Below are 20921 nucleotides of genomic sequence, written 5' to 3' on the forward strand. Positions count from 1 at the left end.
TTTGGGTGCCGGCAGAGAGAGCAGTCGACTAACAGTCGACTCTACCGATTGCCGATTGCCGATTGCCGATTGCCGATTGCCGGCCAGCGGCCGGCACTACCGGCGCCGGCGCAGCAACGCCCACGCGCCCCAGCCGGCCGCTGCGAGCGCAGCCAGGTAGCACGCCAACGTCGTGCGCATGCCGGCGTCATGCAGGGGCCCCGGGCGGGAGCTCCAGCGCAGCTGAAGCGAGCTGTGTCCGCTGCCCAGGTCCATTGCCAGTTGAAGCGCCAGCGCGCCGCAGACCACCAGCAGGGCGATCCCGAATCCGATGCGTGGCCACGCGACCTGCGCATTGGGACGGCGCAGCAGCCAGGCCAGCGCCGTGGCTGCGGCCAGCGTCGCCGCGATCCACATCAGTGGCGCGGCGGGAGACGCAGCGGCCACCGGCATTGCACCGGTGGCCGCGATCACTACGGCATCCTTACTTGCGGGTGCCGTCGAGCCAGTTCGGGCCCTTGTTGGTGAGGAAGAACACATAGACCACCAACGATACCGCGATTGTCGCGGTGACGTAGATGGCGAACCAGTCCACATGGCCGGTCTTCAGCGCGCCCTGGTACAGCAGCGGCGCGGTGCCGCCAAACAGCGAGTTGGCCAGCGCATAGCCCAGGCCCACGCCCAGAGCGCGCACATGGGTGGGGAACAGTTCGGCCTTCACCACCGCGTTGATCGAGGTGTAGCCGGTGAGGATGACGAACCCCAGTGCCAGGGTCAGGAAGGCCAGGGTGGCGTCATGCTGGTGCGGCAGCTGGGTGATCAGGTACCAGCTGTACAGCACGCCGCCAACGCCGAAGAACACCAGCAGGGTCTTGCGGCCGATGATGTCCGACAGCCAGCCGCCCACCGGCTGCAGCACCATCAGGAAGGCCAGCACGCCCAGGTTGATCAGGGTGCCGGTCATCGGGTCGTTGCCGGCAAAGGCGCTCTGGATCATCTTCGGGCCGTTCACCGAGTAGGTGTAGAAGGCGATGGTGCCACCGGCGGTGATCAGGAAGCACAGCAGCAGCGGCCGCCACTGGTGCACGAACAGCTCGTACATCGAGCCGGACTTCTGCGCCTTGCCCTCGCGTGCGGCTTCGATGGACGACTCCGACAGCGACTCGTCCATGCCACGACGCAGCCAGAACACCACCACTGCGGCGATGCCACCGATGCCGAAGGCGATGCGCCAGCCCCACTCGGAGATCTCCGGCTTGCCCCAGAAGGTCAGCATCAGCAGCAGGGTCAGCTGGGCCAGCACGTGGCCGCCGACCAGGGTGACGTAGTGGAACGAGGACAGGAAGCCGCGACGGCCGGGAATGGCGGCCTCGGACATGTAGGTGGCGCTGGCGCCATATTCACCACCGGTGGCGAAGCCCTGCAGCAGGCGCGCGAACAGCAGGATGACCGCCGCCCAGATGCCGATGCTGGCGGCGGTGGGGGTGATGGCGATCAGGAACGAGCACAGCGCCATCACCGTCACCGAAACGGTCAGCGCCAGGCGGCGGCCATGGCGGTCGGCGAAGCGGCCGAAGAACCAGGCGCCGATCGGGCGCATCAGGAAGGTGGCAGCGAAGATCGCCCACACATACATCGTGGAGTTCTTGTCGTCGGGCGAGAAGAACTGCGACTCGAAGTACACGGCGAACACCGAGTACACGTAGACGTCATACCACTCCACCAGATTGCCGGCGGAGCCTTTGAGGGTATTGGAGATCGAGCGGCGCAGCGCGGCGCCGTCGGTGCTGGGAGCAGCGGTTTGGGACGTGGTGCTCATCTGGGTGGGAATCCTCGATGCGGCGCTTCCGTGCGGGAAAGATCGGTGCCAGGCGTGCGCAGGGCGCTGCGGGCCAGCCTCCTAGGTACTGCATCCCACGTCAACGCCGGGTGCCGGGAGGGCGGGCAGGGCATGGGACCGCACAGGGTGGACCAGGCCACGCCTGCGGACCATAACTAAATCGTCGTATCCGTTGTGATCGCGAGGGCCTCGGCGGGCACCGGCAGGTTGTCGCAAACCGGGGTGATTTCCCGCTGTAGAAGGCTCTAGAATCGGTTTCCCCCGTCTGCTGGTGCGTCATGTCGGCTCCCTCTTCTCCGTCTGCGGCTGCCCCCCGGGGTGGCCTTGTCGCGCTGGCATTGCTGCTGGTCTATGTGGTCTGGGGTTCGACCTACCTGGGCATCGCCAAGGCCCTGCACGGCGGTGCGCTGCCGCTGACGATGGTCTCCGGCAGCCGGTTCATCATCGCCGGCGGGGTGATGTACGCGGCGCTGCGCCTGTTCTGGAAGCTGCCGAAGCCGAGCCTGCGGCAGTGGCGCAACCTGCTGATCATGGGCGTGACCATGCTGGTGCTGGGCAACGGCATGGTGGTGCTGGCCGAACGCGAGGTGTCCTCGGGCCTGGCGGCGACCGCCGTGGCCTCGGTGCCGTTGTGGATGGCGCTGTTCTCGGCGTTGCGCGGCCAGCACGCCAGCCGCGGTGAATGGCTGGGCATCGCCATTGGTTTCCTCGGCGTGGTCTGGCTCAATGCCGGCAGCAGCCTGACCGCTTCGCCGACCGGACTGGTGCTTCTGCTGATCGCGCCGGTTGGCTGGGCCTTCGGCTCGGTGTGGGCTCGCGGGCTGGACCTGCCGGGCCCGTTCATGACGGCGGCCGGGCAGATGATCTGCGGCGGCGTGCTGCTGGTGCTGATCGGCCTGGCCGTTGGCGAGCGCCCGACCACGCTGCCCGATACCGGCGGCCTGCTGGCGATGGCCTACCTGTGCGTGTTCGGCTCCATCGTCGCCTTCACCGCCTACGTGTGGCTGCTGCAGAACGTGCGCCCGGCGCTGGCCGGCAGCTATGCGTACGTCAATCCGGTGATCGCGGTGCTGTTGGGTGCGCTGCTCAACGGTGAGCGCTTCGGCTGGCGCGACCTGCTGGCGATGGCGGTGATCCTGCTGGGCGTGGTGGTGTTGACGATGGCAAGGACGCGCAAGCAATGAGCATGGACGAGAAAGAACAGCGCCGGGGCCTGCTGGTCACGGCCTCCACCTTCGTCATCTGGGGGCTGGTGCCGGTGTACTGGCACCTGCTCAACGAGGTGCCTTCGTTCCAGATCATCGCTCACCGCATCATCTGGAGCACGGTGCTGGTGCTGGGCTGGCTGCTGCTCAGTGCGCGCCTGGGCTGGTGGCGGAAGATCGCCGCGCAGCCGCGCGCGCTGCCGATCCTGCTGGTCTCGAGCCTGACCATCGCCTTCAACTGGGGCCTGTACATCTGGGCGGTCAACGCCGGCCATGTGATCGAGACCAGCTTGGGCTACTTCATCAACCCGCTGGTGAACGTACTGCTGGGCGTGCTGGTGCTGAAGGAACGCCTGCGCCGCCTGCAGTGGGTGGCGGTGGCGATGGCGGCCGTGGGCGTGGCCTGGCTGACCATCGACGCGGGCACGCCGCCGTGGATCGCGCTGGGCCTGGCCTGTTCGTTCGGCCTGTATGGTCTGCTGCGCAAGCTGGTCTCGGTCGACCCGGTGGCCGGACTGGGCGTGGAAAGCCTGTACCTGTTCCTGCCGGCGCTGGCCTTCGCGATCTGGGCGGAGAACGGCCATGGCGGCGCATTCTTCCATGGCTGGGGCTGGCGCAACGACCTGCTGCTGATCTTCGGTGGCGTGGTCACCGCCGTGCCGTTGATCGGCTTTGCCTACGGCGTGAAGCGCATTCCGCTGTCGCTGGTCGGCATCCTGCAGTACATCGCACCGAGCCTGCAGCTGCTGCTGGGCATGTTCTTCTTCCATGAAGCCTTCGATACCGGCAAGGCGATCGGCTTTGCCGCGATCTGGGCCGGCCTGATCCTGTTCGTCAGCGACAACCTGCGCGCGATGCGCGCGGCGAAGCGCTGACCGGCGCGGGGCCCAAAAAGAACGGCGCCCCGAAGGGCGCCGTTCTGCTTCCATCCACGGCCAGGAGAGAGATGGCCGTAACGGGAACGCGGTTGCAGATGATGCGCGCGCGATTCTAGAGGGTTTCCCTTGGCAACGGTCCGGCAGCGTGCCAGCAAGATGAATCGCGTCCAACAATCCACAGACGCATGACAGAAAAAAGGACGGAGCCTTCGCTCCGTCCTTGCGGGTCTGCCGCTGCGAAGCCGGCGCTCAGGTCTCGCGCAGCGCCGTGGTGATCGGCAGGCGCGCCGCGCGCAATGCCGGGAACAGGCCACCGACCAGGCCGATGCCCAGCGCCCATTTCAGGCCGGTCCACAGCAGTTCCGGTGACACGTGGAACTTGAACACCACCGCGCTGAAGTTGCTGCCGATGGTGGATACGCTGTAGCCGTTGAACAGCAACCACGCCACCGCGCAGCCGAGCAGGCCGCCGAGCAGCGCCAGCAGCATCGTCTCCAGCATCACCGCAGTCACCACCGGCAGGCCGCGGAAGCCGATCGCGCGCATGGTGGCAATTTCGCGCGCACGTGTGGCGACGGCGGCATACATCGTGTTGAGCGCGCCGAACACTGCACCCACCGCCATGATCGTGCCGATCACCTTGCCGAGGATGTCGATCAGCTTGGTCAGGCCGCCGCCCTGCTTGCCGTAGTAAGCACGGGTGGTTTCCACGTCCAGCTTCAGGCGCGGGTCGGCTGCCACGGCGGCCTTGAACTGTTCGAAGCCCGGCTTGCCTTCGGTGCGTACGGTGATCGACTGCCAGGCACTGCGCTGGTAGGTGGTGGCCAGCGTGTCGGCGTCGGTCCACAGTTCCGAGTCATGCGCATCGCCAGTGGCGAACACGCCCACCACGGTCCAGGTCTGGTTGCCCAGGGTCAGCGTCCTGCCCACCTCCAGGTCGCGGAACTGGCCCTTGGCGCCCTGGCCGACCACGATCTCGCGCAGGCCGGTGCCGAACCTGCGGCCTTCGACGATCTTGACCCGGTCATGCACTGCCCACGCCTGCGGGCCGACGCCGCGGAACTGCGCGTTGACGTCGGTGCCATCGGACTTCGACACCAGGTTGACCACCTGCGACAGTTCCGGCGACAGCAGTGGACGGCCCTGCGCGTCGCGGCTGATGCCGGGCAGGGTGGACAGCATCGGCACCTGTTCGCGGGTGATGACCGAGTTGGTCTCGGCCTGCGAGCCACCGCGCAGCACGATCGCGGTGGTGTCATCACCGGTATTGTTGAGCGTGGCCTGGAAGCCTTCGCCCATCGCCAGCATCGCCACCAGCACGCCGACCACGCCGGCGATGCCGACCACGATGACCGACGATGCACCCCAGCGCTGCGGCAGGCTGGCCACACCGATACGGGTGGCCGCCAGTGCCAGCCGCCCGCCGCGGGTCAGCAGCAGCCACAGCGCCACCAGCACGGCCACGGCCAGCACGCCGATCCACGGCAGGCCGATCCACAACACCAGGCCGATGACCAGCAGCAGCACGGTCAACGCGTTGCCGGCCCACTTCTTGAACTTGTTCATCTGCAGGTCTCCTCAGCGGCCGGCCAGTGCGTCGACGATCTTCAGGCGCTTGGCACGCAGCGCCGGCAGCAGGCCGACGATGATGCCGATCACCACGATCAGGCCCAGCCCCATCAGCCAGGTCGGGGTCGGTACGTGTGGGGGCAGCATGCCCATGCTCTTCGGGCTGATGGCCGGCAGCACCAGTGATGCCAGGCCCATGCCGATCAGGCCGCCGAGGCCGATCAGCAGCACCGATTCCACCATCACCAGGGTCAGTACGGTGCTGTCCTTGAAGCCCAGCGTCTTCAGCGTGGCCAGCTCCGGCACGCGTTCGCGCACGGCTTGCGCCATGGTGTTGCCGGTCAGCAGCAGCAGGGTGAAGAACACCGCGCCCATGATCGAGGTGACGATCATGCCGATGTCGGCGAACTGCTTGACGAAGGCCTGCTGGAACGCCGATTCGGTCTGGGTCTTGGTCTCGTGGTCGGAGTTGGCCGAGATCGCATCGATGGCCTGCGCCACCCGCGAGGCGTGGTCCACGTTGTCCAGCGTCACCGTGTACCAGCTCACCTGGTTCTTGATGTAGTCGTTGGATTCATCGAAGTACTTCCAGTTCATCATCAACTGGCGCTCTTCGTTGGCGGCCAGCGCACGGTCCTTGGAGCGGTAGATGCCCTTCAGCTCCAGCGGCCAGTCGTTGCTGCCGCCGCGCGGGAAGATCGTGGCCTGCAGCGGGATGGTGTCGCCGATCTTCCAGCCGAACTGCTTGGCCAGGGTCTCGCCGACGATGGCACCGGTGCGGGTCTGCTTCCAGTCTTCCAGCTGCGCCGGGTCGATCTGCAGTTCGCGGTACACGTCGAAGTAGTTGGGCGAGACCGAGAAGTTCGGGAAGAAGTTCTTCGGGTCCTGGTAGATGCCACCGAACCACATGCCGTAGGCCACGTCGCGTACGCCGGCCACTTGGCGGATCTGGGTTTCCAGGCGGATCGGCAGTGACTGGGTGATCGACAACCGCGAGGCCACGACCAGGCGGTTGGCGCCTTCCACGCTGCCGCCGGAAGCGAACGCCACCCGCACCGAATCGAGCATGCCGAACAGCAGGAACGCGGCCACCACCGACAGCAGGGTCAGCAGGGTGCGGGTGCGGCTGCGGAACAGCTGCGCCCACACCAACGAGAAATATTTCATCGCCGTGGCCTCCGTCAGTGAGCCAGCGGCGCGTCGGCCAGCTCGCCCTTGTCCAGGTGCACCGTGTGGGTGGCGTACTCGGCCGCCTTCGGGTCATGGGTGACCATGATGATCGTCTTGCCGTGCTCGCGGTTGAGCTGCTGCAGCAGGCCGAGGATTTCCTCGGCGGACTGGCGGTCGAGGTCGCCGGTCGGTTCATCGCAGATCAGGAAGGTCGGGTCGGAGACGATCGCGCGGGCGATTGCCACGCGCTGCTGCTGGCCGCCGGACAGTTCATTCGGGCGGTGGCTGCGGCGGTCGGCCAGGCCGACCAGGGTCAGCGCGATCTCGGCATTGCGCTTGCGCTGGGCAGCACTGAGGTGGGTCAGCAGCAGCGGCAGCTCCACGTTCTTCTGCGCGGTCAGCATCGGCATCAGGTTGTAGAACTGGAACACGAAGCCGACGTGGTGGCTGCGCCAGGTCGACAGCTGGCCACCGCTCATCTGGTCGATGCGCTCGCCTTCGATGCTGATTTCGCCGCCACTGGGATTGTCCAGGCCGCCGATCAGGTTGAGCAGGGTGGTCTTGCCCGAGCCGGACGGGCCCATCAGCGCAACGAAGTCGCCGCTGGCGATGTCCAGGTCGATGCCGTGCAGCACCTGCACTTTCTCAGGGCCACGCTGGTAGGTCTTGGTGATGTTGCGCAGTGAAACCAGGGTCGACATGGGGGGTTCTCCACGGAAGGCGGGAAACGGGGAAGCACACCTGCGGTGGCCACAGGCGTGCATCGAGCGGTGCTGCCGGCGGCGCCCGTGGGCGCCAGGCCGTTACTGCGCTTGTTTCTGTTGCACCTTGGCGCCATCGCGCAGGGTGTCCGGCGGGTTCACCACCACCGATTCACCTGCGCTCACGCCCTTGAGGATCTGGCGGTCCTTGCCCATCGCCTGGCCAGCCTCGACCGTGCGCTGCTGCACGCGGTTCTCCTCACCCAGCACGAAGGCCACCGAGGCGCCCTCGCGCTGGACCACAGCGCCGCCCGGCACGCGCACGCCCTGCGGCTTGGCCGCGGCCTGCGGCTGTGCCTGTTCCAGGAAGCTGACCCGCACGCCCATCTCCGGCACGATGCGCGGGTCTTTCACCTTCAGCGCCACGCGCACCTTCACCGTGGCCTTGCCGCGGTCGGCGGTGGGGATGATGGCGATGACCTCGCCGGGAATCTTCCATTCCGGGTAGGCGTTGAGCGTGGCTTCCACCGGCATCTTCGGCTGTACGCGGCCGATGAAGGCCTCGCCCACTTCCACTTCGATTTCCAGTGAATCCATGTCGACGATGGTACCGATGCCGGTACGGGTGAAGCCGCCGCCGGCCGACAGCGGCGATACGATTTCGCCCGGCTGCGCGGCCTTGGCGGTGACCACGCCGGAGAACGGCGCGCGCACCACGTTGTTGTCTACGCCCAGGTCGGCGATGGCCAGCTGGTCGTGGGCGACCTTGACGTTGCGCTGTGCGGTGTCCAGCTGCGCGCGCAGGCTGTCGCGCTGGGCCACGGCCTGGTCGTACTGCGAGCGCGACACCAGCTGCTGGCCGACCAGCGCCTGCAGGCGGCTGGCTTCGGCGGCGGCTTGCCGCTGCTGCGCCTCCAACCCGGCCACCTGGCTGCGCGCGGCCTGCAGCTGCGAGGCGTACAGGCTGCGCTGCGCATCGGCATCGATCGGGTCCAGCGTGGCCATCACCTGGCCGGCCTCGACCCGCATGCCTTCCTCGATCATTACCTCGCGCACCTTGCCGGTGATCTTGGCCGACACCGTGGCCATGCGCCGGGCGACCACATAGCCACTGGCATCGAGTACCGAACTGCTGGCGCTGCCCTGCTGGATGGCTACCGCCGGCGCGGTTTCCACTTCCACGGCCGGCGTACGGCCGAACAGCGCGAAGGCGCCGGCGGCCAGCAGCAGCGCAATCACCAGGATCACGATCCACAGCCAGCGGCGTCCACCGCCACTGCCCCCGGAGGCGGGCGGCGGCGACTTGCGTTCGATACGGAGTTCCTTCAACAGCTCGGCAGAAGCGTTCATTCGTTCCATCACAGGCGTTCGGGCGGGTGTGACCGGAAGGGCGGACGGCGGCGGTTCCGGCGGTGGAGCGTGCGGCACAGCATGCAGGCAGGCACAGCGATGACGGCAGTGACAGCTGTCATCCGATGTCACTGACGGCGGCAACTGCCGAATGTGACCACGGCGGCACAGGATGGCAACGTCCCCGCTACCGGTACCGCCGATGGATCCGATCGCCCCCTTGCTGGCCCGCCGCGGCGCCACCGCCAAGCGTACCGCGATCTGCGTTCGGTTGCGCCGCCACCGCCCGGCCGGCGGCGGCGCCTGCGCGCGGGCGGCTGAACTGGCATGATCGGCGGCGATCGCCCCCGCCTGGAACCGCCCGTGCCGCCGACATGGCTTGCCTCGCTGCTGCGCCCCGCGCCGGACTCGGCGGTGGCCGATACGCTGCGCCGGGGAAAATCCCCCTGGAGCGAGGCAGTCCACCTGCTGTGGTCGGTGTGGATCTTCCTGACGCCCTTGCTTGGCCATGGCTTCACCCTGCGCTGGCTGCTGCTGACGCTGGCCAGCTATCCGGTGTTCCTGCTGCTGTACGCCAAGGTGATGGTGGCGCCGCGCCATCACGCCCCGCGCTATGCACTGGGCCTGATCGCGATGTCGCTGGTAATGCTGCCCTGGTACCCATCCGGGCTGACCTACTTCGTGTTCGGCTGCGTGCTGCTGCGGGTGAGCGGGCGTGGTGGCTGGTGGCAGTATCTGCTGCAGCTCACCGGCCTGAACCTGCTGTTCTGCAGCCTCGCGCTGCTGTTCCAGTACCCGTGGCAGAGCCTGGTCTGGATCCCGGCCGTGTCCTATATCGTCGGCCTGGTCGTGAACGTGGAAGCACTCAACCAGCAGAAGGATGCGGCATTGCAGCTGTCGCAGGACGAAGTGCGGCGGCTGGCGACCACTGCCGAGCGCGAGCGCATCGGCCGCGACCTGCACGATCTGCTGGGCCATACCCTGTCGCTGATCACCTTGAAGCTGGAGCTGGCGCGCAAGCTGCACGACCGCGGCGACGCACGTGCACGGCAGGAGATCGGCGAGGCCGAGGACATCGCGCGCGAGGCACTGGCGCAGGTGCGCAGTGCGGTGACCGGCATCCGTGCCAGTGACCTGGCCGGTGAGCTGGCCTCGGCGCGGCTGCTGCTGGAATGCCAGCAGGTCCACCTGCAATACGCACCGCCACCGGCGATGCCGGTGGATGTCGAACGCGGGCTGGCGCTGGTGCTGCGCGAGGCCGCGACCAATATCGTGCGCCATGCACAGGCGACACAGGCACGGGTGGAGTTCATGCTGGAGGGACGCATGCTGGCAATGCAGATCCGCGACGATGGTCGTGGTGGCGTGCAGGCCGAGGGCAATGGGCTAAGCGGCATGCGCGAGCGCGTGGCCGCCCTGGGCGGAAGCCTGCAGGTGCAGTCCGCAAAGGGCGAGGGCACGCGACTGACCGTGCGCGTGCCACTGGCTGCCGCGACTACACCGCTGCCGCCGGGCACGCCGCCGACGCTGGCACCGGGCGGTGCCGCATGATCCGCATCCTGCTGGCTGAGGACCAGGCGATGGTACGTGGCGCACTGTCGGCGCTGCTGGGCCTGGAGCCGGACATCGAGGTGCTGGGCAGCGCTGCCGATGGCGAGGCCGCCTGGCGCATGCTGCAGCAGTTGCAGCCGGACATTCTGGTCACCGACATCGAGATGCCGGGCCTGTCCGGGCTGGAACTGGCGCAGCGCATCGCGCGCCATGAACTGCCGATCAAGGTGGTGATCGTGACCACCTTCGCCCGTGCCGGCTTCCTGCGCCGCGCGCTGGAAGCGGGCGTGCTCGGGTACCTGTTGAAGGATGCGCCGGCGGAGAATCTGGCTGAGGCCCTGCGCAAGGTGAAGCAGGGCATCCGCGCGATCGACCCGCAGCTGGCACTGGACGCGTGGTCGCAGGCCGACCCGCTGACCGACCGCGAGCGCCGCGTGCTGCGGCTGGCAGGGGAGGGCCGAACCGCGAGCGAGATTGCCGAGCAGCTGGGGCTGTCGCACGGGACGGTGCGTAATTACCTGTCCGAGTGCATCGGCAAGCTGGGTGTGGCCAATCGGATCGAGGCGTACCGGCTGGCGCGGCAGAAGGGGTGGTTGTAGCGGCGTGCGCCGACGCACTGGTAGCGCCGGGCGCTGCCCGGCGGATCATTTCCGCGCCTGTGGAGAGGTGTCACTTTCTTTGCGCGCAAAGAAAGTAACCAAAGAAACGCTCCGCCAGAGCGCTTCGCACGCCGGTGCCCTGCGCTCCTCGGCCCGTCGAGGGACGGCACGGGAAGCCAGCCGACTAGCAGTCGGCTCTACAGGACAGCGGTGCCTCTTCGCCCTCGCCGGACCTGCGGTGCTCGGCTCGCTCAAGGCGGACTGGAAGGGCAAGATCAACAGCTAGAGCATCCACGCATGGCGTGGATCTACTGGGTGCAGCTGTGGCCTTTGACGTTGGGTCCGCCTTCTAGCGAGCCGAGCATCGCAGGGGAATCAGGGGCGCAGAGGCGCCGGTGTTTGAGCGTAGCGAGTTCGGCGCCGTCCCCTGATTCACCGAGAAGCACAGGGCACCGGTGCGCAGCACCGGCTCGCGCTCTGGCGGCGCGTTTCTTTTGGTTACTTTTCTTTTCGCGCGAAAAGAAAAGTGACACCCCCCCGCGGTCGCGGAAAACAATCCGCCGGGAACGCCCGGCGAACCCTTTCACTCCTTCCCGCGCGCCATCGCCTGGAACACCCCATCGCGCCGCACCCACAGGTGGAACAGCGCCGCACCCACGTGCATCAGCACCGTGGCGAACAACACATACGCCAACAGGCTGTGCGCATTGCGCAACGCGGCATACAGCGCCGGGGTGTGCGGCACGATCGGCGGCAGGTGGAATCCAGCCCACAACACGATCGGGTACCCACCGGCCGACAGCATCGCCCAGCCGATCAACGGCATCGCCAGCATCAGCGCATACAGCATCCAGTGCGAGGCCTTGGCTGCCATCACCTGCCACACGGGCAGGTCCGCCGGCAGCGGCGGTGGACGATGGCGCAGCCGGTTGTACAGGCGCAGCAGCACCAGTACGCCGATGGCGATGCCCAGCGGGCGGTGCAGGTCGATCAGTACGGGACGCAGGTGCAGCGATGCGACCATGGTCACGCCGATGAACAGCATGGCGATGATCATCAGCGCCATGGACCAGTGCAGCACCCGCCCCAGCAGGTTGAAGTGGCCGTTGCCGGTGCTCATCGTGCGGCCTCCTTCGGTGGCTCGACATTTCCGCTGGCGCGCTCGCGTTCGCGGCGGTTGAAGGACTGCGAATACACGGCAGAGCGTGCGGCCAGGATCGGATCGTCGCTGCCGCGCACGCCGCTGGGCAGGATCAGCGGATCGAAGTTGATCTGTCCGCAGGCGCCTTCTTCCTGCGACTGCATGCGGTCCAGGCTGAGCACGCCGGCCACCACCTGTTCACGCGATTCGGGCCACGCTACCGACGGATCATCGATGGCATCGCCGGGCTCGGCGGTGGTCACGACCAGGTTCCAGCGCACAGGGCCGTTGGCCAGGCGCTGCTGCAGTTCCTGGCTGAGGAGATCAACGCTGGCCTGCTTGCGCGTTTCCGCATCCATCTCCACCACCGCCGCCTGCGGCTGCCAGCGCCAGCGCACGGCACGCTTCTGGCCCTGCGCGTTGGTAAACCAGAAACTGTTGACGCTGTTGAAGGTGGTGTCGGCCCAGCTGCTGGTCCACGGCGCCGTTTTCGCCCACTGCTGGAACGCCTGTGCGCTCGGGTACCTGGCCAGCACCGCTGCCATCTTCTGCGGGTCGGGCTTGCCGGTGGCCGGATCGGGAATGGAGGCGCGCGTCTGCTCGAAGAACGCCTCGGCGTTGGGCACGGCGAAGAACGGGAAGCTGTTCATCGCCATACGCCATTCCTGGCCGTCATCGCTGACCATCTGCACCGCGAGGCTGCGCACGCGCGCGGTGTTGTCGGCGCCATAGGGATCGCCACCACCGATCGACAGGCGGCCCATCACCGGCACCCGGGCCTGCGAGAACACCCGCGCGCTGGACAGGGTGGGGGCCTGCGCGCTGGGTTCGAACCAGCCGCTCACGCAGATGCCCTTGCTGTGCGCGCGTCGGAAGCCCGGATGGGCCGGGCCGGTGGCCTCGATGGTGTCGGTGAAGCGCTGCGCGGTCAGGCGGTTGCCGATCCAGCCGGCCAGCCAGGCGAAGGCCAGCGCGACGGCACCCAGAATGAGTGCGATCAGTGCGATCCAGAGCAGGGGGGAATGCTTGCGTGGTGCGCCCGGCGCCTGGCCAGCGCGGGTGTAGCGGAAGAGCGACATGGTCGGGTTCCTGCCTTCACGGAGCGTGTGGGTGGTCGACCCACACATCCTCGCAGAACCCGGCCGGGGCCGAAATTCAATTTTTCGTCAGATTTCCCGGCCCCATCGGAGCGGGTAGCGCCGGGCCTTGCCCGGCGCCTTCCTCAGGCGTAACGCGCCTTCAGCATCGCCCACGCCGAGCGCAGCGCCAGCGCTTCGCCACCGGCCGGACGGCCCGGGCGTTCGCCATCATTCCAGGCGTATACGTCCAGGTGCGCCCAGCGCTGGCCGTCCTGCAGGAAGCGCTCCAGGTACAACGCGGCGGTGACCGAGCCGGCCATGCGCGAACCGGCATTGGCCAGGTCGGCAATGCCGCTGCTCAGATAGCGCAGGTAGGGGCGCCACAGCGGCATGCGCCAGACCGGGTCGCGGGTTGCGTCGCCGGCCTGCAGCCACTGCTGGGCCACCGTGTCGTCGTTGCTGAACAGTGCCGGCAGATCCGGGCCCAGCGCGATGCGGGCGGCACCGGTGAGGGTGGCGAAGTCCAGCACCAGGTCCGGCTTCTGCTCGCCGGCGAAGGTCAGCGCGTCGCACAGGATCACGCGGCCTTCGGCATCGGTGTTGTCGATCTCCACACTCAACCCCTTGCGGGTGGCGATCACTTCGCCGGGGCGGAACGCATCCGGACCGATCGCGTTTTCCACCGCCGGCACCAGCAGGGTCAGCCGCACCGGCAACCCGCGCGCCATCACCAAGCCGGCCAGGGCCAGCGCGTGCGCGGCGCCGCCCATGTCCTTCTTCATGTTGCGCATGCCGTCGGCCGGCTTGATGTCCAGCCCGCCGGTATCGAAGCACACGCCCTTGCCCACCAGCACCAGCGCCGGGTCGGTTTCCCTGCCCCAGCGCAGCACGACCAGGCGCGGCGCACGATGCGAAGCGCGGCCCACGGCGTGGATGGCCGGGAAATTCTGCTTCAGCAGTTCGTCGCCGGTAATCGCCTCGAACTGCGCACCATGTGCATCGGCCAGCGCGCGCGCGGCGTCTTCCAGCTGCTGCGGGCCCATGTCTTCGGTCGGGGTGTTGACCCAGTCGCGCACGCGCAGGCTGGCGGCGATCAGGTCGGCCACTTCGCCGGTCGGCGAGGCCACCAGCTGCGCCGGTGCGCGGTTGCGCTTGCGATAGCGGTCAAAGCGGTAGCTGCCCAGGCCCCAGCCCAGCTGCAGCAGCGCCAGTTCGGCGGCCGGCAGGTCATTGGCCAGCTGCCAGACGCTGCCTTCCGGCAGCGCGTGCGGCGCATGCGCATAGCTGTAGGCATCGGCACGATCACCCACGCCCATCACCGCACCGGCCAGGCCATCGGCGCCCGGCAGCAGGGCCACGCTGTGGGCGCCGGCGTTGAAGCCCTGCGATGCCAGCCACGCCTGCGTGGCAGCCGGCTGGCTGTCCTTCCAGGCGGCGAACTGCTCGCGGTCCAGCACGTACAACGGCAGCGCCGCAGCGGCGTCGGCGGTGAAACCAGTGATCTCGCTCATGCGTCAGGTACTCCGGGGTGCGGCGGCGTCGAGGTTGGCATCCAACCAGTCGGCCAGGCCGGTAAGGGTGTCGAACTGCAGGTCCGGCTGCAGCTGCGGATGGGTCCAGGTGGCGGCGTCGCGGTTGATCCAGCAGCCGCGCAGGCCGGCGGCAATCGCCCCGGCCACGTCCATGTCGGCATGGTCGCCGACGTGCAGCACCTGTGCCGGCGCCACACCCAGGCGGGTGCATGCGGCGTGGAAGATGCTGGCTTCGGGCTTGGCGGCGCCGTGTTCGCGCGAACCCAGCTGGAAGGCGAAATGATGGGCCAGGCCGATCCGCTCCAGGTCGGCGTTGCCGTTGCTCAGCGCCGCCACCGGTACCCGTGCGGCAATGCGCGCCAGCGCGTCGATCGCATCGGGATAGCACTCCACCTGGTTACGCGCGGCGTAGAACACTTCATACGCAGGCTCCAGCAGATCGAGGCTGGCGCCACTGCTGTGCAGCGCTTCGTGCAGGGTCAACCGGCGCAGTGCGCTCAGGTCGTGGTGGAGGTGCGGATGGGCGTGGTACAGCCGCTCGCGCAGTTCGCGCATCGCCTCCACCGGATACATCGCGGCGGTAGCGGGGCTGTGTTCGCACATCCAGGCGTGCAGGACCTGTTCGATGCGGGCGCCGATGGGTGCGAACGGCCACAGCGTGTCGTCAAGGTCGAGGGTGATGGCTTGGACGGGGAAATTCACCCCGCCATTCTACCCCTGCCCGCGCGGGCTTTCATTCCAGCAGGCGTGCCCAACCCTGCATGCCGTCCAGCCGTGCCAGCACCAGCTTGATGCAGACCAGCAGGGGTACCGCCAGCAGCAGGCCGATCATGCCCCAGGCCCAGCCGAACACCATCAGCGCCAGGATCAGCACCAGCGGCGACAGCTTCATGCGCCGGCCCAGCACGATCGGGGTCACCATCTGCCCTTCCAGGGTGTGCAGGCCCAGGTAGGCGGCCGCTGGCAGCAGCGCCTGCAACGGGTCGCGGAACTCGACGAAGCCCATCAACAGCATCAGCGCCACGCCGATCAGCGGGCCCACGTACGGCGCGAAGTTCAGCAGCGCGGCCACCGTGCCCCACAGCAACGCCTCCTGCAGGCCGATGCCGAGCAGCATCAGCACGCCGGAGAACACCAGTCCCACCAGCGTGTTGATCACGCTGATGGTCAGCACATAGCGCGAGACCTCGCGCTCGATCGAACGCAGGATGTCACTGGTGAAGCGCTGCTGCTGGCGATTCGGGAACAACGCGATCGCCGCGCGCTGCAGGCTCTGGCCGTAGATCATGAAGAACAGCGTGAGCAGTACCACGGCCAGTACCGAGGCGGCCAGCCGTGGCGCACGGGTCAGCATGCGGTAGGGATCGTCCAGCTGGGTACGGATCACCTGCACCTTGCGGTTGCTGTCACCGCCGGCCACGCGGGCAAAGTTCTCCGCGGCCTGGTTGGCCTGCTGCACCGGCTTGGTCAGGTCCTGCACCTGGCGGGCCACCTTGCGCAGCTGCTGCGGTGCCTCCTGTGCCCAGTCCATTGCCGGGCCGATCAGCTGCACCGCCAGCGCACCGGTCACGCCCAGGCCGGCGCCCAGGATGAGCAGCGCGCCCAGTGCCCGTGGAATCCACAGCTTCTGCAACAGGCGAAGAATCGGGTTGCCGACCAGCGCAAAGAACATCGCCAGCAGCACCGGCAGGATGATGTCCTGTGCGGCCCACAGGGTGAAGCCCACTGCAAGGGTGGCCAGCACCACCAGCGACATCGGCCCGCGCGGGCGCGACGGTGGCGGTAGCGGCGCCTCGGGTGCGTCCGGGGTGCCCGGTGAGGGGGACAGAAGGGACTCGCTCATCGATGCGGCAACCAGGAAGGGGAACGCATTATCCGCCGGCCGTGATCGGCGCGGCGGATTCCATGGATCAACGTTCGGACAGCTCGGTGGCCGCTTCGGCCGGCCGCGGTTCGCGCAGTTCCGGCTCCGCGGCGGGCTGTGCTGCCGGCGCGGGGCGTGCGGCCGAAGCCGATGCGGCCGCCTGCGCCTGTTCGCTGGCATCGCCGGCTTCTTCGGCCGCATCGTCGGCGGTGGCCGCAGCCTGTGCCGCCATCGCCGTGGCAAACGCCGCCTGTGCGCTGGCGAACAGGTTGGAGACCGAACCGACCATCTGCAGCCAGCGCGCACCGTTGACCTTGCCCGGCACTTCCAGCTTGCCGGCGATGAAGCCGCCGGCCAGGCCGACCACCACGATGCGCAGCGGCGACCAGCCCTGGCGCCAGACCTGGCTGAGCGTGGACCAGTGGTCCTGGGTTTCGCCCAGGCGAACCGTCACCACCTGTTCGCAGCGTTTCACCCGCCGTTGCAGCGCGCCGAACTTCATGGCTTGCCCTCCGGCAGCTGCACCTCGGCATCGGGATCGTCTTCGCTGGGCTCGTCGAACAGGCCCAGGCGCGACAGCTGCCGCCGGGTGGCGTGCATGCCGGTGTGGTGGAAGAAGTAGGACACCCGCCAGATCGCGTAGCCGGTGACCGCCAGGCTCAGCAGGGAGGTGATCAGCAGCGCCTGCAGCCAGCTCAGGCCCCAGCTCTGCAGCAGGGCGATGAGCGTGGCGGCCATCAGCAGCCAGGCCGAGGCGCCGAACACGATGGCCACACCGGCCCAGGCCAGCGCACGGCCGAAGGCACTGCGTGCCAGCGCGAAGTCGGCAGATGCCAGCCGGCGCAGCGAACGCACGGTGTGCTTGGCCGAATCAGCGGCGGCACGACCGGCCGCGCCAACCTGGCGGATGCTCTCATCCAGCGGCGGGGTCGCCGCTGGATCAGGTGCCTGCGTGGTGTTTTCGCTCACGCTGCCGCTTACTTGTCGCTGCTGCCGCGGGCCAGCTTGGCGATGATCCAGCCGGCAGCGAAGGCCACACCGAATGACGCCAGCGGACGCTCGCGGATCAGCTCGGCGGCGCTGTCGATCAGGTCCTTGCCCTTGTCCATCAGAGCATCGACCTGTTCCTTGGCGGCGGCACCGCCGAACTCGGCGGCGGCCAGGCCGGACAGGGCGCTGTCGGACAGTTCAGCCTTGACGTTGGCCTTGCCGATGCGCAGCTCGTCGGTCGCTGCACCGGTCGCACCCTTGATCGCACCGCCGGCGGCACTGGCAGCCTGCTTCAGGTGGGAACCGGCTTCACCCAGGTGTTCCTTCAGGTTCTCGGTATTGGTGGGGCTCATCGAATCACTCCTGTTGCGATGGGGGATCGGGTGTCGGCGGTGCCGACCTGGACTGACAGCAATAGCATTGCCGGGGTATAGGGGGTGTTACGGCAGAGCGATCAGCGCATCACGAGCTGGCCCTGCTGTTGGCCGTTGTTGCGCAGGATGCGCAGCACCAGGGTCGGTGGGCGCTGCTGGAAGTTGGCGCGCCAGCTGGCCAGATCAGCGAATTCACCCACGGTGGCATCGGTGATGATGTCGCCCGGCTGCAGGCCGTTGCTGGCCGCGCGGCTGCCGCGCTTGACCTCGCTGACCATCACCCCGCCCGCGCCGGACTGGCGGAGCGACTCGGGCAGGTCGACGAAGGTGGCGCCGCCCAGGCGCGGGTCCAGGCTGTCGCCGCTGACCGCGCGCGCCTGCTCCTTCAGTGTCGCCTTGATCTGCAGTGGCTTGCCTTCACGGCGTACGTCCAGCGTCATCGCGCTGCCCACCGCGGCCAGGCCTTCCACGTTGTGCAGGGCCTCGGCGCTGTCCACGCGCTGGCCGTTGGCCGCAACCACCACGTCGCCCGGCTTCAAGCCGGCGGCGGCGGCGGCCGAGCCGGCCAGCACGCGGGTGATCAGTGCACCACGGGTTTCGCCCAGGCCCAGGCCCTGCGCGATCTGCGCGGTCAGGTTCTGGCTTTCCACGCCCAGCGTGCCGCGCACCACCACGCCGTGCTTGACCAGCTGGTCGACCACGCTGCGTGCCAGGTTGGAGGGAATGGCCAGGCCCAGGCCGATGTTGCCGGCCATGCTGCCCTGCGGATTGAAGCTGGCGGTGTTGATGCCCACCAGCTGGCCCTGCAGGTCGACCAGCGCGCCACCGGAGTTGCCCGGGTTGATCGACGCATCGGTCTGGATGAAGTTCTGGTAGCCCAGGCCGCGGATGCCGCTGCGGCCCACTGCCGAGACAATGCCCGAGGTGACCGTCTGGCTGAAGCCGAACGGGTTGCCGATGGCCACCACGAAGTCGCCTACCCGCAGCTGGTCGCTGTTGCCGAGCTTGATGTCGGTCAGGTTCTGCGCCGGGATGCGGATCAGCGCGATGTCGGTGTCGCGGTCCGAACCGAGGAACTCGGCCTTGACCGTGCGCCCGTCGGCCAGCGTCACCTGCACGTCATCGGCGTTGTCGATGACATGGTGGTTGGTCAGCACCAGGCCTTCGCGGGCATCGATGATCACGCCCGAGCCAAGCGATTCGTTGATGCGCTCCTGCGGGATATCCGGGAACAGGCGGCGGAAGAACGGGTCGTTGAAGAACGGATTGCGCACGCGCACCACCTGCTTGGTGTTGACGCTGACCACCGCCGGCATCGCCTTTTCCAGCATCGGCGCCAGCGACGGCACCGCCTGCCCGGCTACCGAGGCCGGCAGCGCCGCCGTGGTGGGCAGCACCGCGGGCAGGGGCGCCGCATCGGCGCGATTGTCCAGGTGGGCATTGATGCCGGTGGCAACGAAGCCACCGAAGGCGGCGGCGATTGCGAGCGTGAGCAGGGTGGGTAGCGGTCGCATGGGCGTCGTTTCGCAGGGGGGAAAGGAGGGGCCTATCGGCCCTACGGTAAAACAAGCTGAATGAGTCTGTCGCGATCTGGATAAATGCGCCATGAAAGTCGGATGCGTGACACCGGCACCAAGCGCCGTCGCGAACGCCGGTGGCGACAGCGGCGGAGGACAGACGTGCAGTGTCCAGGTACGCCGCCAACGCAGCCGGCATCGGCCGATACTTGCGCAGTTCCGCGCAACCGGGTGCCGCAGGACACCACCACGCGCACCTGCGGCCATATCCGTACCGATGCACGCGGCACTCCTTTGCCGTCGTGCCTGGCGTGCGGCGCAGCACTGAAAAAAAGGGGTTTCCTGCGCACCTGCAAGCGCGCTGAAGGCAATCGGCTACACCATTGCCGTCGCAACAGATGCGATTGACGGCGCACGCCCCGTTCCACGATCGTCAATGTCGGTATAGCATCGCCCCGTTTTGATACCTAAGGCCCCCAGGAGGGCAACATGAGCAACGGTAATGGTGTGTCGGTCGTGACCGACGCCGTCGAGAACGTCAAAGAAGCCGCCACCAACGTTGGCGAGACCATCGCCCACGCCGCCGAAGACGCCGTGAAGTCGGTCAAGAAGACCGTCAAGCGCGCCACCAAGGCTGCCGGTACCCGCGTTGCCAAGGCCAAGAAGGCCGTGGCCAAGGTCGAGAAGACCGTTGCCAAGAAGGCCGAGAAGGCTGCCAAGTCGGTCGGCAAGACCGTTGCCTCGGCGAAGAAGAAGCTGGAAACCGCCAAGAAGAATGCCAAGGCTGAAGCCGCTGCCCTGAAGAAGGAAGTGGCCAAGAAGAAGGCCGCTGCAGGCAAGGCCGTGACCAAGAAGGCCGCCGCTGCCAAGAAGACCACCAAGGGCGCTGCCAAGGCTGCCGGCAAGAAGGTCGCCACCGTGAAGAAGGCTGCCACCAAGAAGGCCGCCGTCGCCAAGAAGACCGTTGCCAAGAAGGCCGCCGCCGCCAAGAAGGTGGTCGGCAAGAAGGTCGCCACCGCCAAGAAGGCCGTGGCCAAGAAGGCCGTCGCCGCCAAGAAGGTCGCCGGCAAGAAGACCGTGGCTGCGAAGAAGGTCGTCGGCAAGAAGGTTGCCGCCACCAGGAAGGTCGCCACCAAGAAGACTGCCGCTGCCAAGAAGGTTGTCGGCAAGAAGGCTACCGTCGCCAAGAAGGTTGTCGGCAAGAAGACCGCCGCTGCCAAGAAGGTTGTCGGCAAGAAGACCGCCGTTGCCAAGAAGGCCGTTGGCAAGAAGGTTGCCGCCACCCGCAAGACGGTCGCCAAGAAGGCTGCGCCGCTGAAGAAGGTCGCCGCCAAGAAGGCGCCGGCCAAGAAGGCCGTGCGCAAGGTCGCCAAGCGCAAGTAATCGCGTCGTGACCGAAGGCCCTGCCACCCACCGGGTGGTGGGGCCTTTCGCATTTCTGGGGCGTGGTCTGGGGCAAGATGCAGGTTCTTCCCGCCGGAGCCCCAGGCATGCGCGGTATCGACTTCAGTTCCTGGCAGGGCGTGCTGTCCACATTGGCCGGCCTGGCCCTGATCACCCTGCTGGGCGTGGGCATCCGCCT

Annotated in this window: 21 protein-coding genes; 6 read left to right on the forward strand and 15 right to left on the reverse strand. The window is 67.7% G+C overall.

The window, feature by feature from the left end:
* Positions 1 to 96: 96 nt before the first annotated feature.
* Complete coding sequence (locus ARC23_RS18960; RefSeq protein ID WP_057498645.1) at positions 97 to 396, reverse strand: hypothetical protein; 300 nt, start codon at positions 394 to 396, stop codon at positions 97 to 99.
* A 67-nt stretch (positions 397 to 463) separates the two neighbouring features.
* Entirely contained in the window at positions 464 to 1798 is a 1335-nt protein-coding gene (locus ARC23_RS18965) for an MFS transporter (protein ID WP_057498628.1), read from the reverse strand.
* Positions 1799 to 2097: 299 nt separating this feature from the next.
* Between ARC23_RS18965 and yedA the strand changes: the two genes are divergently transcribed.
* Both yedA and rarD read left to right on the forward strand, forming a co-directional pair.
* On the forward strand, positions 2098 to 3003 hold the full coding sequence (gene yedA, locus ARC23_RS18970; RefSeq protein ID WP_057498629.1) for a drug/metabolite exporter YedA: 906 nt from the start codon (positions 2098 to 2100) through the stop codon (positions 3001 to 3003).
* The gene (rarD, locus tag ARC23_RS18975; RefSeq protein WP_057498630.1) at positions 3000 to 3899 is read left to right on the forward strand and encodes an EamA family transporter RarD; all 900 of its coding nucleotides are present in this window, start codon (positions 3000 to 3002) and stop codon (positions 3897 to 3899) included. The genes yedA and rarD overlap by 4 nt, the downstream gene beginning before the upstream one ends.
* 252 nt (positions 3900 to 4151) lie before the next feature.
* Here rarD and ARC23_RS18980 read toward each other — a convergent pair whose 3' ends face one another.
* The 4 genes from ARC23_RS18980 to ARC23_RS18995 form a co-directional block, all read right to left on the reverse strand.
* A complete protein-coding gene (locus ARC23_RS18980) occupies positions 4152 to 5468 on the reverse strand; it encodes an ABC transporter permease (RefSeq protein WP_057498631.1) in 1317 nt (438 codons plus the stop codon).
* Between the two features lie 12 nt (positions 5469 to 5480).
* Entirely contained in the window at positions 5481 to 6638 is a 1158-nt protein-coding gene (locus tag ARC23_RS18985; protein WP_057498632.1) for an ABC transporter permease, read from the reverse strand.
* 14 nt (positions 6639 to 6652) lie between these two features.
* The gene (locus tag ARC23_RS18990) at positions 6653 to 7342 is read right to left on the reverse strand and encodes an ABC transporter ATP-binding protein (RefSeq protein ID WP_049435531.1); all 690 of its coding nucleotides are present in this window, start codon (positions 7340 to 7342) and stop codon (positions 6653 to 6655) included.
* A gap of 102 nt (positions 7343 to 7444) precedes the next feature.
* Entirely contained in the window at positions 7445 to 8692 is a 1248-nt protein-coding gene (locus ARC23_RS18995; RefSeq protein WP_057498633.1) for an efflux RND transporter periplasmic adaptor subunit, read from the reverse strand.
* Positions 8693 to 8894: 202 nt separating this feature from the next.
* Here ARC23_RS18995 and ARC23_RS21330 point away from each other — a divergent pair, with 202 nt between their 5' ends.
* From ARC23_RS21330 to ARC23_RS19005, 3 genes are read left to right on the forward strand one after another with little or no spacing between them, the layout of a single operon-like run.
* The gene (locus ARC23_RS21330; RefSeq protein WP_275044136.1) at positions 8895 to 9023 is read left to right on the forward strand and encodes a hypothetical protein; all 129 of its coding nucleotides are present in this window, start codon (positions 8895 to 8897) and stop codon (positions 9021 to 9023) included.
* Entirely contained in the window at positions 9020 to 10243 is a 1224-nt protein-coding gene (locus tag ARC23_RS19000; RefSeq protein ID WP_057498634.1) for a sensor histidine kinase, read from the forward strand. The genes ARC23_RS21330 and ARC23_RS19000 overlap by 4 nt, the downstream gene beginning before the upstream one ends.
* The gene (locus ARC23_RS19005) at positions 10240 to 10842 is read left to right on the forward strand and encodes a response regulator transcription factor (protein ID WP_025878350.1); all 603 of its coding nucleotides are present in this window, start codon (positions 10240 to 10242) and stop codon (positions 10840 to 10842) included. The genes ARC23_RS19000 and ARC23_RS19005 overlap by 4 nt, the downstream gene beginning before the upstream one ends.
* Positions 10843 to 11425: 583 nt before the next feature.
* Here the strand turns inward: ARC23_RS19005 and ARC23_RS19010 are convergent.
* The 9 genes from ARC23_RS19010 to ARC23_RS19050 form a co-directional block, all read right to left on the reverse strand.
* The gene (locus ARC23_RS19010) at positions 11426 to 11962 is read right to left on the reverse strand and encodes a cytochrome b (protein ID WP_057498635.1); all 537 of its coding nucleotides are present in this window, start codon (positions 11960 to 11962) and stop codon (positions 11426 to 11428) included.
* A complete protein-coding gene (locus tag ARC23_RS19015; protein WP_057498636.1) occupies positions 11959 to 13062 on the reverse strand; it encodes a catalase family peroxidase in 1104 nt (367 codons plus the stop codon). The genes ARC23_RS19010 and ARC23_RS19015 overlap by 4 nt, the downstream gene beginning before the upstream one ends.
* Positions 13063 to 13205: 143 nt before the next feature.
* The gene (locus tag ARC23_RS19020) at positions 13206 to 14573 is read right to left on the reverse strand and encodes a leucyl aminopeptidase family protein (RefSeq protein WP_057498637.1); all 1368 of its coding nucleotides are present in this window, start codon (positions 14571 to 14573) and stop codon (positions 13206 to 13208) included.
* Between the two features lie 3 nt (positions 14574 to 14576).
* Positions 14577 to 15296: an HAD family hydrolase gene (locus tag ARC23_RS19025; RefSeq protein WP_057498638.1), complete on the reverse strand. Its 720-nt coding sequence runs from the start codon at positions 15294 to 15296 to the stop codon at positions 14577 to 14579.
* Positions 15297 to 15327: 31 nt separating this feature from the next.
* Entirely contained in the window at positions 15328 to 16437 is a 1110-nt protein-coding gene (locus ARC23_RS19030; RefSeq protein ID WP_057498639.1) for an AI-2E family transporter, read from the reverse strand.
* A 67-nt stretch (positions 16438 to 16504) separates the two neighbouring features.
* Positions 16505 to 16960, reverse strand: coding sequence for a hypothetical protein (locus tag ARC23_RS19035; protein WP_057498640.1), 456 nt, complete (start codon positions 16958 to 16960; stop codon positions 16505 to 16507).
* Positions 16957 to 17427 (reverse strand): phage holin family protein, encoded by a 471-nt coding sequence (locus ARC23_RS19040; RefSeq protein ID WP_057498641.1) that lies wholly within the window; start codon positions 17425 to 17427, stop codon positions 16957 to 16959. Before ARC23_RS19040 ends, ARC23_RS19035 begins: the two co-directional genes overlap by 4 nt.
* Before the next feature lie 8 nt (positions 17428 to 17435).
* On the reverse strand, positions 17436 to 17801 hold the full coding sequence (locus ARC23_RS19045; RefSeq protein WP_010486932.1) for a hypothetical protein: 366 nt from the start codon (positions 17799 to 17801) through the stop codon (positions 17436 to 17438).
* A gap of 101 nt (positions 17802 to 17902) precedes the next feature.
* Complete coding sequence (locus ARC23_RS19050) at positions 17903 to 19336, reverse strand: Do family serine endopeptidase (protein ID WP_057498642.1); 1434 nt, start codon at positions 19334 to 19336, stop codon at positions 17903 to 17905.
* Positions 19337 to 19828: 492 nt separating this feature from the next.
* On the opposite strand from ARC23_RS19050, the gene ARC23_RS19055 reads away from it, so the two are divergent.
* Entirely contained in the window at positions 19829 to 20722 is an 894-nt protein-coding gene (locus tag ARC23_RS19055; protein WP_057498643.1) for a hypothetical protein, read from the forward strand.
* Positions 20723 to 20921 lie beyond the last annotated feature (199 nt).

It is taken from the genome of Stenotrophomonas beteli (genome assembly GCF_001431665.1).
GTDB classification, from domain to species: Bacteria; Pseudomonadota; Gammaproteobacteria; order Xanthomonadales; family Xanthomonadaceae; genus Stenotrophomonas; species Stenotrophomonas beteli.

Coding starts and splice junctions, on each gene's coding strand:
- ARC23_RS18995 (WP_057498633.1), bottom strand. CDS start 8,692: ATGAACGCTTCTGCCGAGCTGTTGAAGGAACTCCGTATCGAACGCAAG.
- ARC23_RS19000 (WP_057498634.1), top strand. CDS start 9,020: ATGATCGGCGGCGATCGCCCCCGCCTGGAACCGCCCGTGCCGCCGACA.
- ARC23_RS21330 (WP_275044136.1), top strand. CDS start 8,895: ATGGATCCGATCGCCCCCTTGCTGGCCCGCCGCGGCGCCACCGCCAAG.
- ARC23_RS18965 (WP_057498628.1), bottom strand. CDS start 1,798: ATGAGCACCACGTCCCAAACCGCTGCTCCCAGCACCGACGGCGCCGCG.
- ARC23_RS19050 (WP_057498642.1), bottom strand. CDS start 19,336: ATGCGACCGCTACCCACCCTGCTCACGCTCGCAATCGCCGCCGCCTTC.
- ARC23_RS19015 (WP_057498636.1), bottom strand. CDS start 13,062: ATGTCGCTCTTCCGCTACACCCGCGCTGGCCAGGCGCCGGGCGCACCA.
- rarD (WP_057498630.1), top strand. CDS start 3,000: ATGAGCATGGACGAGAAAGAACAGCGCCGGGGCCTGCTGGTCACGGCC.
- ARC23_RS19010 (WP_057498635.1), bottom strand. CDS start 11,962: ATGAGCACCGGCAACGGCCACTTCAACCTGCTGGGGCGGGTGCTGCAC.
- ARC23_RS19005 (WP_025878350.1), top strand. CDS start 10,240: ATGATCCGCATCCTGCTGGCTGAGGACCAGGCGATGGTACGTGGCGCA.
- ARC23_RS19035 (WP_057498640.1), bottom strand. CDS start 16,960: ATGAAGTTCGGCGCGCTGCAACGGCGGGTGAAACGCTGCGAACAGGTG.
- ARC23_RS18985 (WP_057498632.1), bottom strand. CDS start 6,638: ATGAAATATTTCTCGTTGGTGTGGGCGCAGCTGTTCCGCAGCCGCACC.
- ARC23_RS19020 (WP_057498637.1), bottom strand. CDS start 14,573: ATGAGCGAGATCACTGGTTTCACCGCCGACGCCGCTGCGGCGCTGCCG.
- ARC23_RS18990 (WP_049435531.1), bottom strand. CDS start 7,342: ATGTCGACCCTGGTTTCACTGCGCAACATCACCAAGACCTACCAGCGT.
- ARC23_RS19045 (WP_010486932.1), bottom strand. CDS start 17,801: ATGAGCCCCACCAATACCGAGAACCTGAAGGAACACCTGGGTGAAGCC.
- ARC23_RS18960 (WP_057498645.1), bottom strand. CDS start 396: ATGTGGATCGCGGCGACGCTGGCCGCAGCCACGGCGCTGGCCTGGCTG.
- ARC23_RS18980 (WP_057498631.1), bottom strand. CDS start 5,468: ATGAACAAGTTCAAGAAGTGGGCCGGCAACGCGTTGACCGTGCTGCTG.
- yedA (WP_057498629.1), top strand. CDS start 2,098: ATGTCGGCTCCCTCTTCTCCGTCTGCGGCTGCCCCCCGGGGTGGCCTT.
- ARC23_RS19030 (WP_057498639.1), bottom strand. CDS start 16,437: ATGAGCGAGTCCCTTCTGTCCCCCTCACCGGGCACCCCGGACGCACCC.
- ARC23_RS19055 (WP_057498643.1), top strand. CDS start 19,829: ATGAGCAACGGTAATGGTGTGTCGGTCGTGACCGACGCCGTCGAGAAC.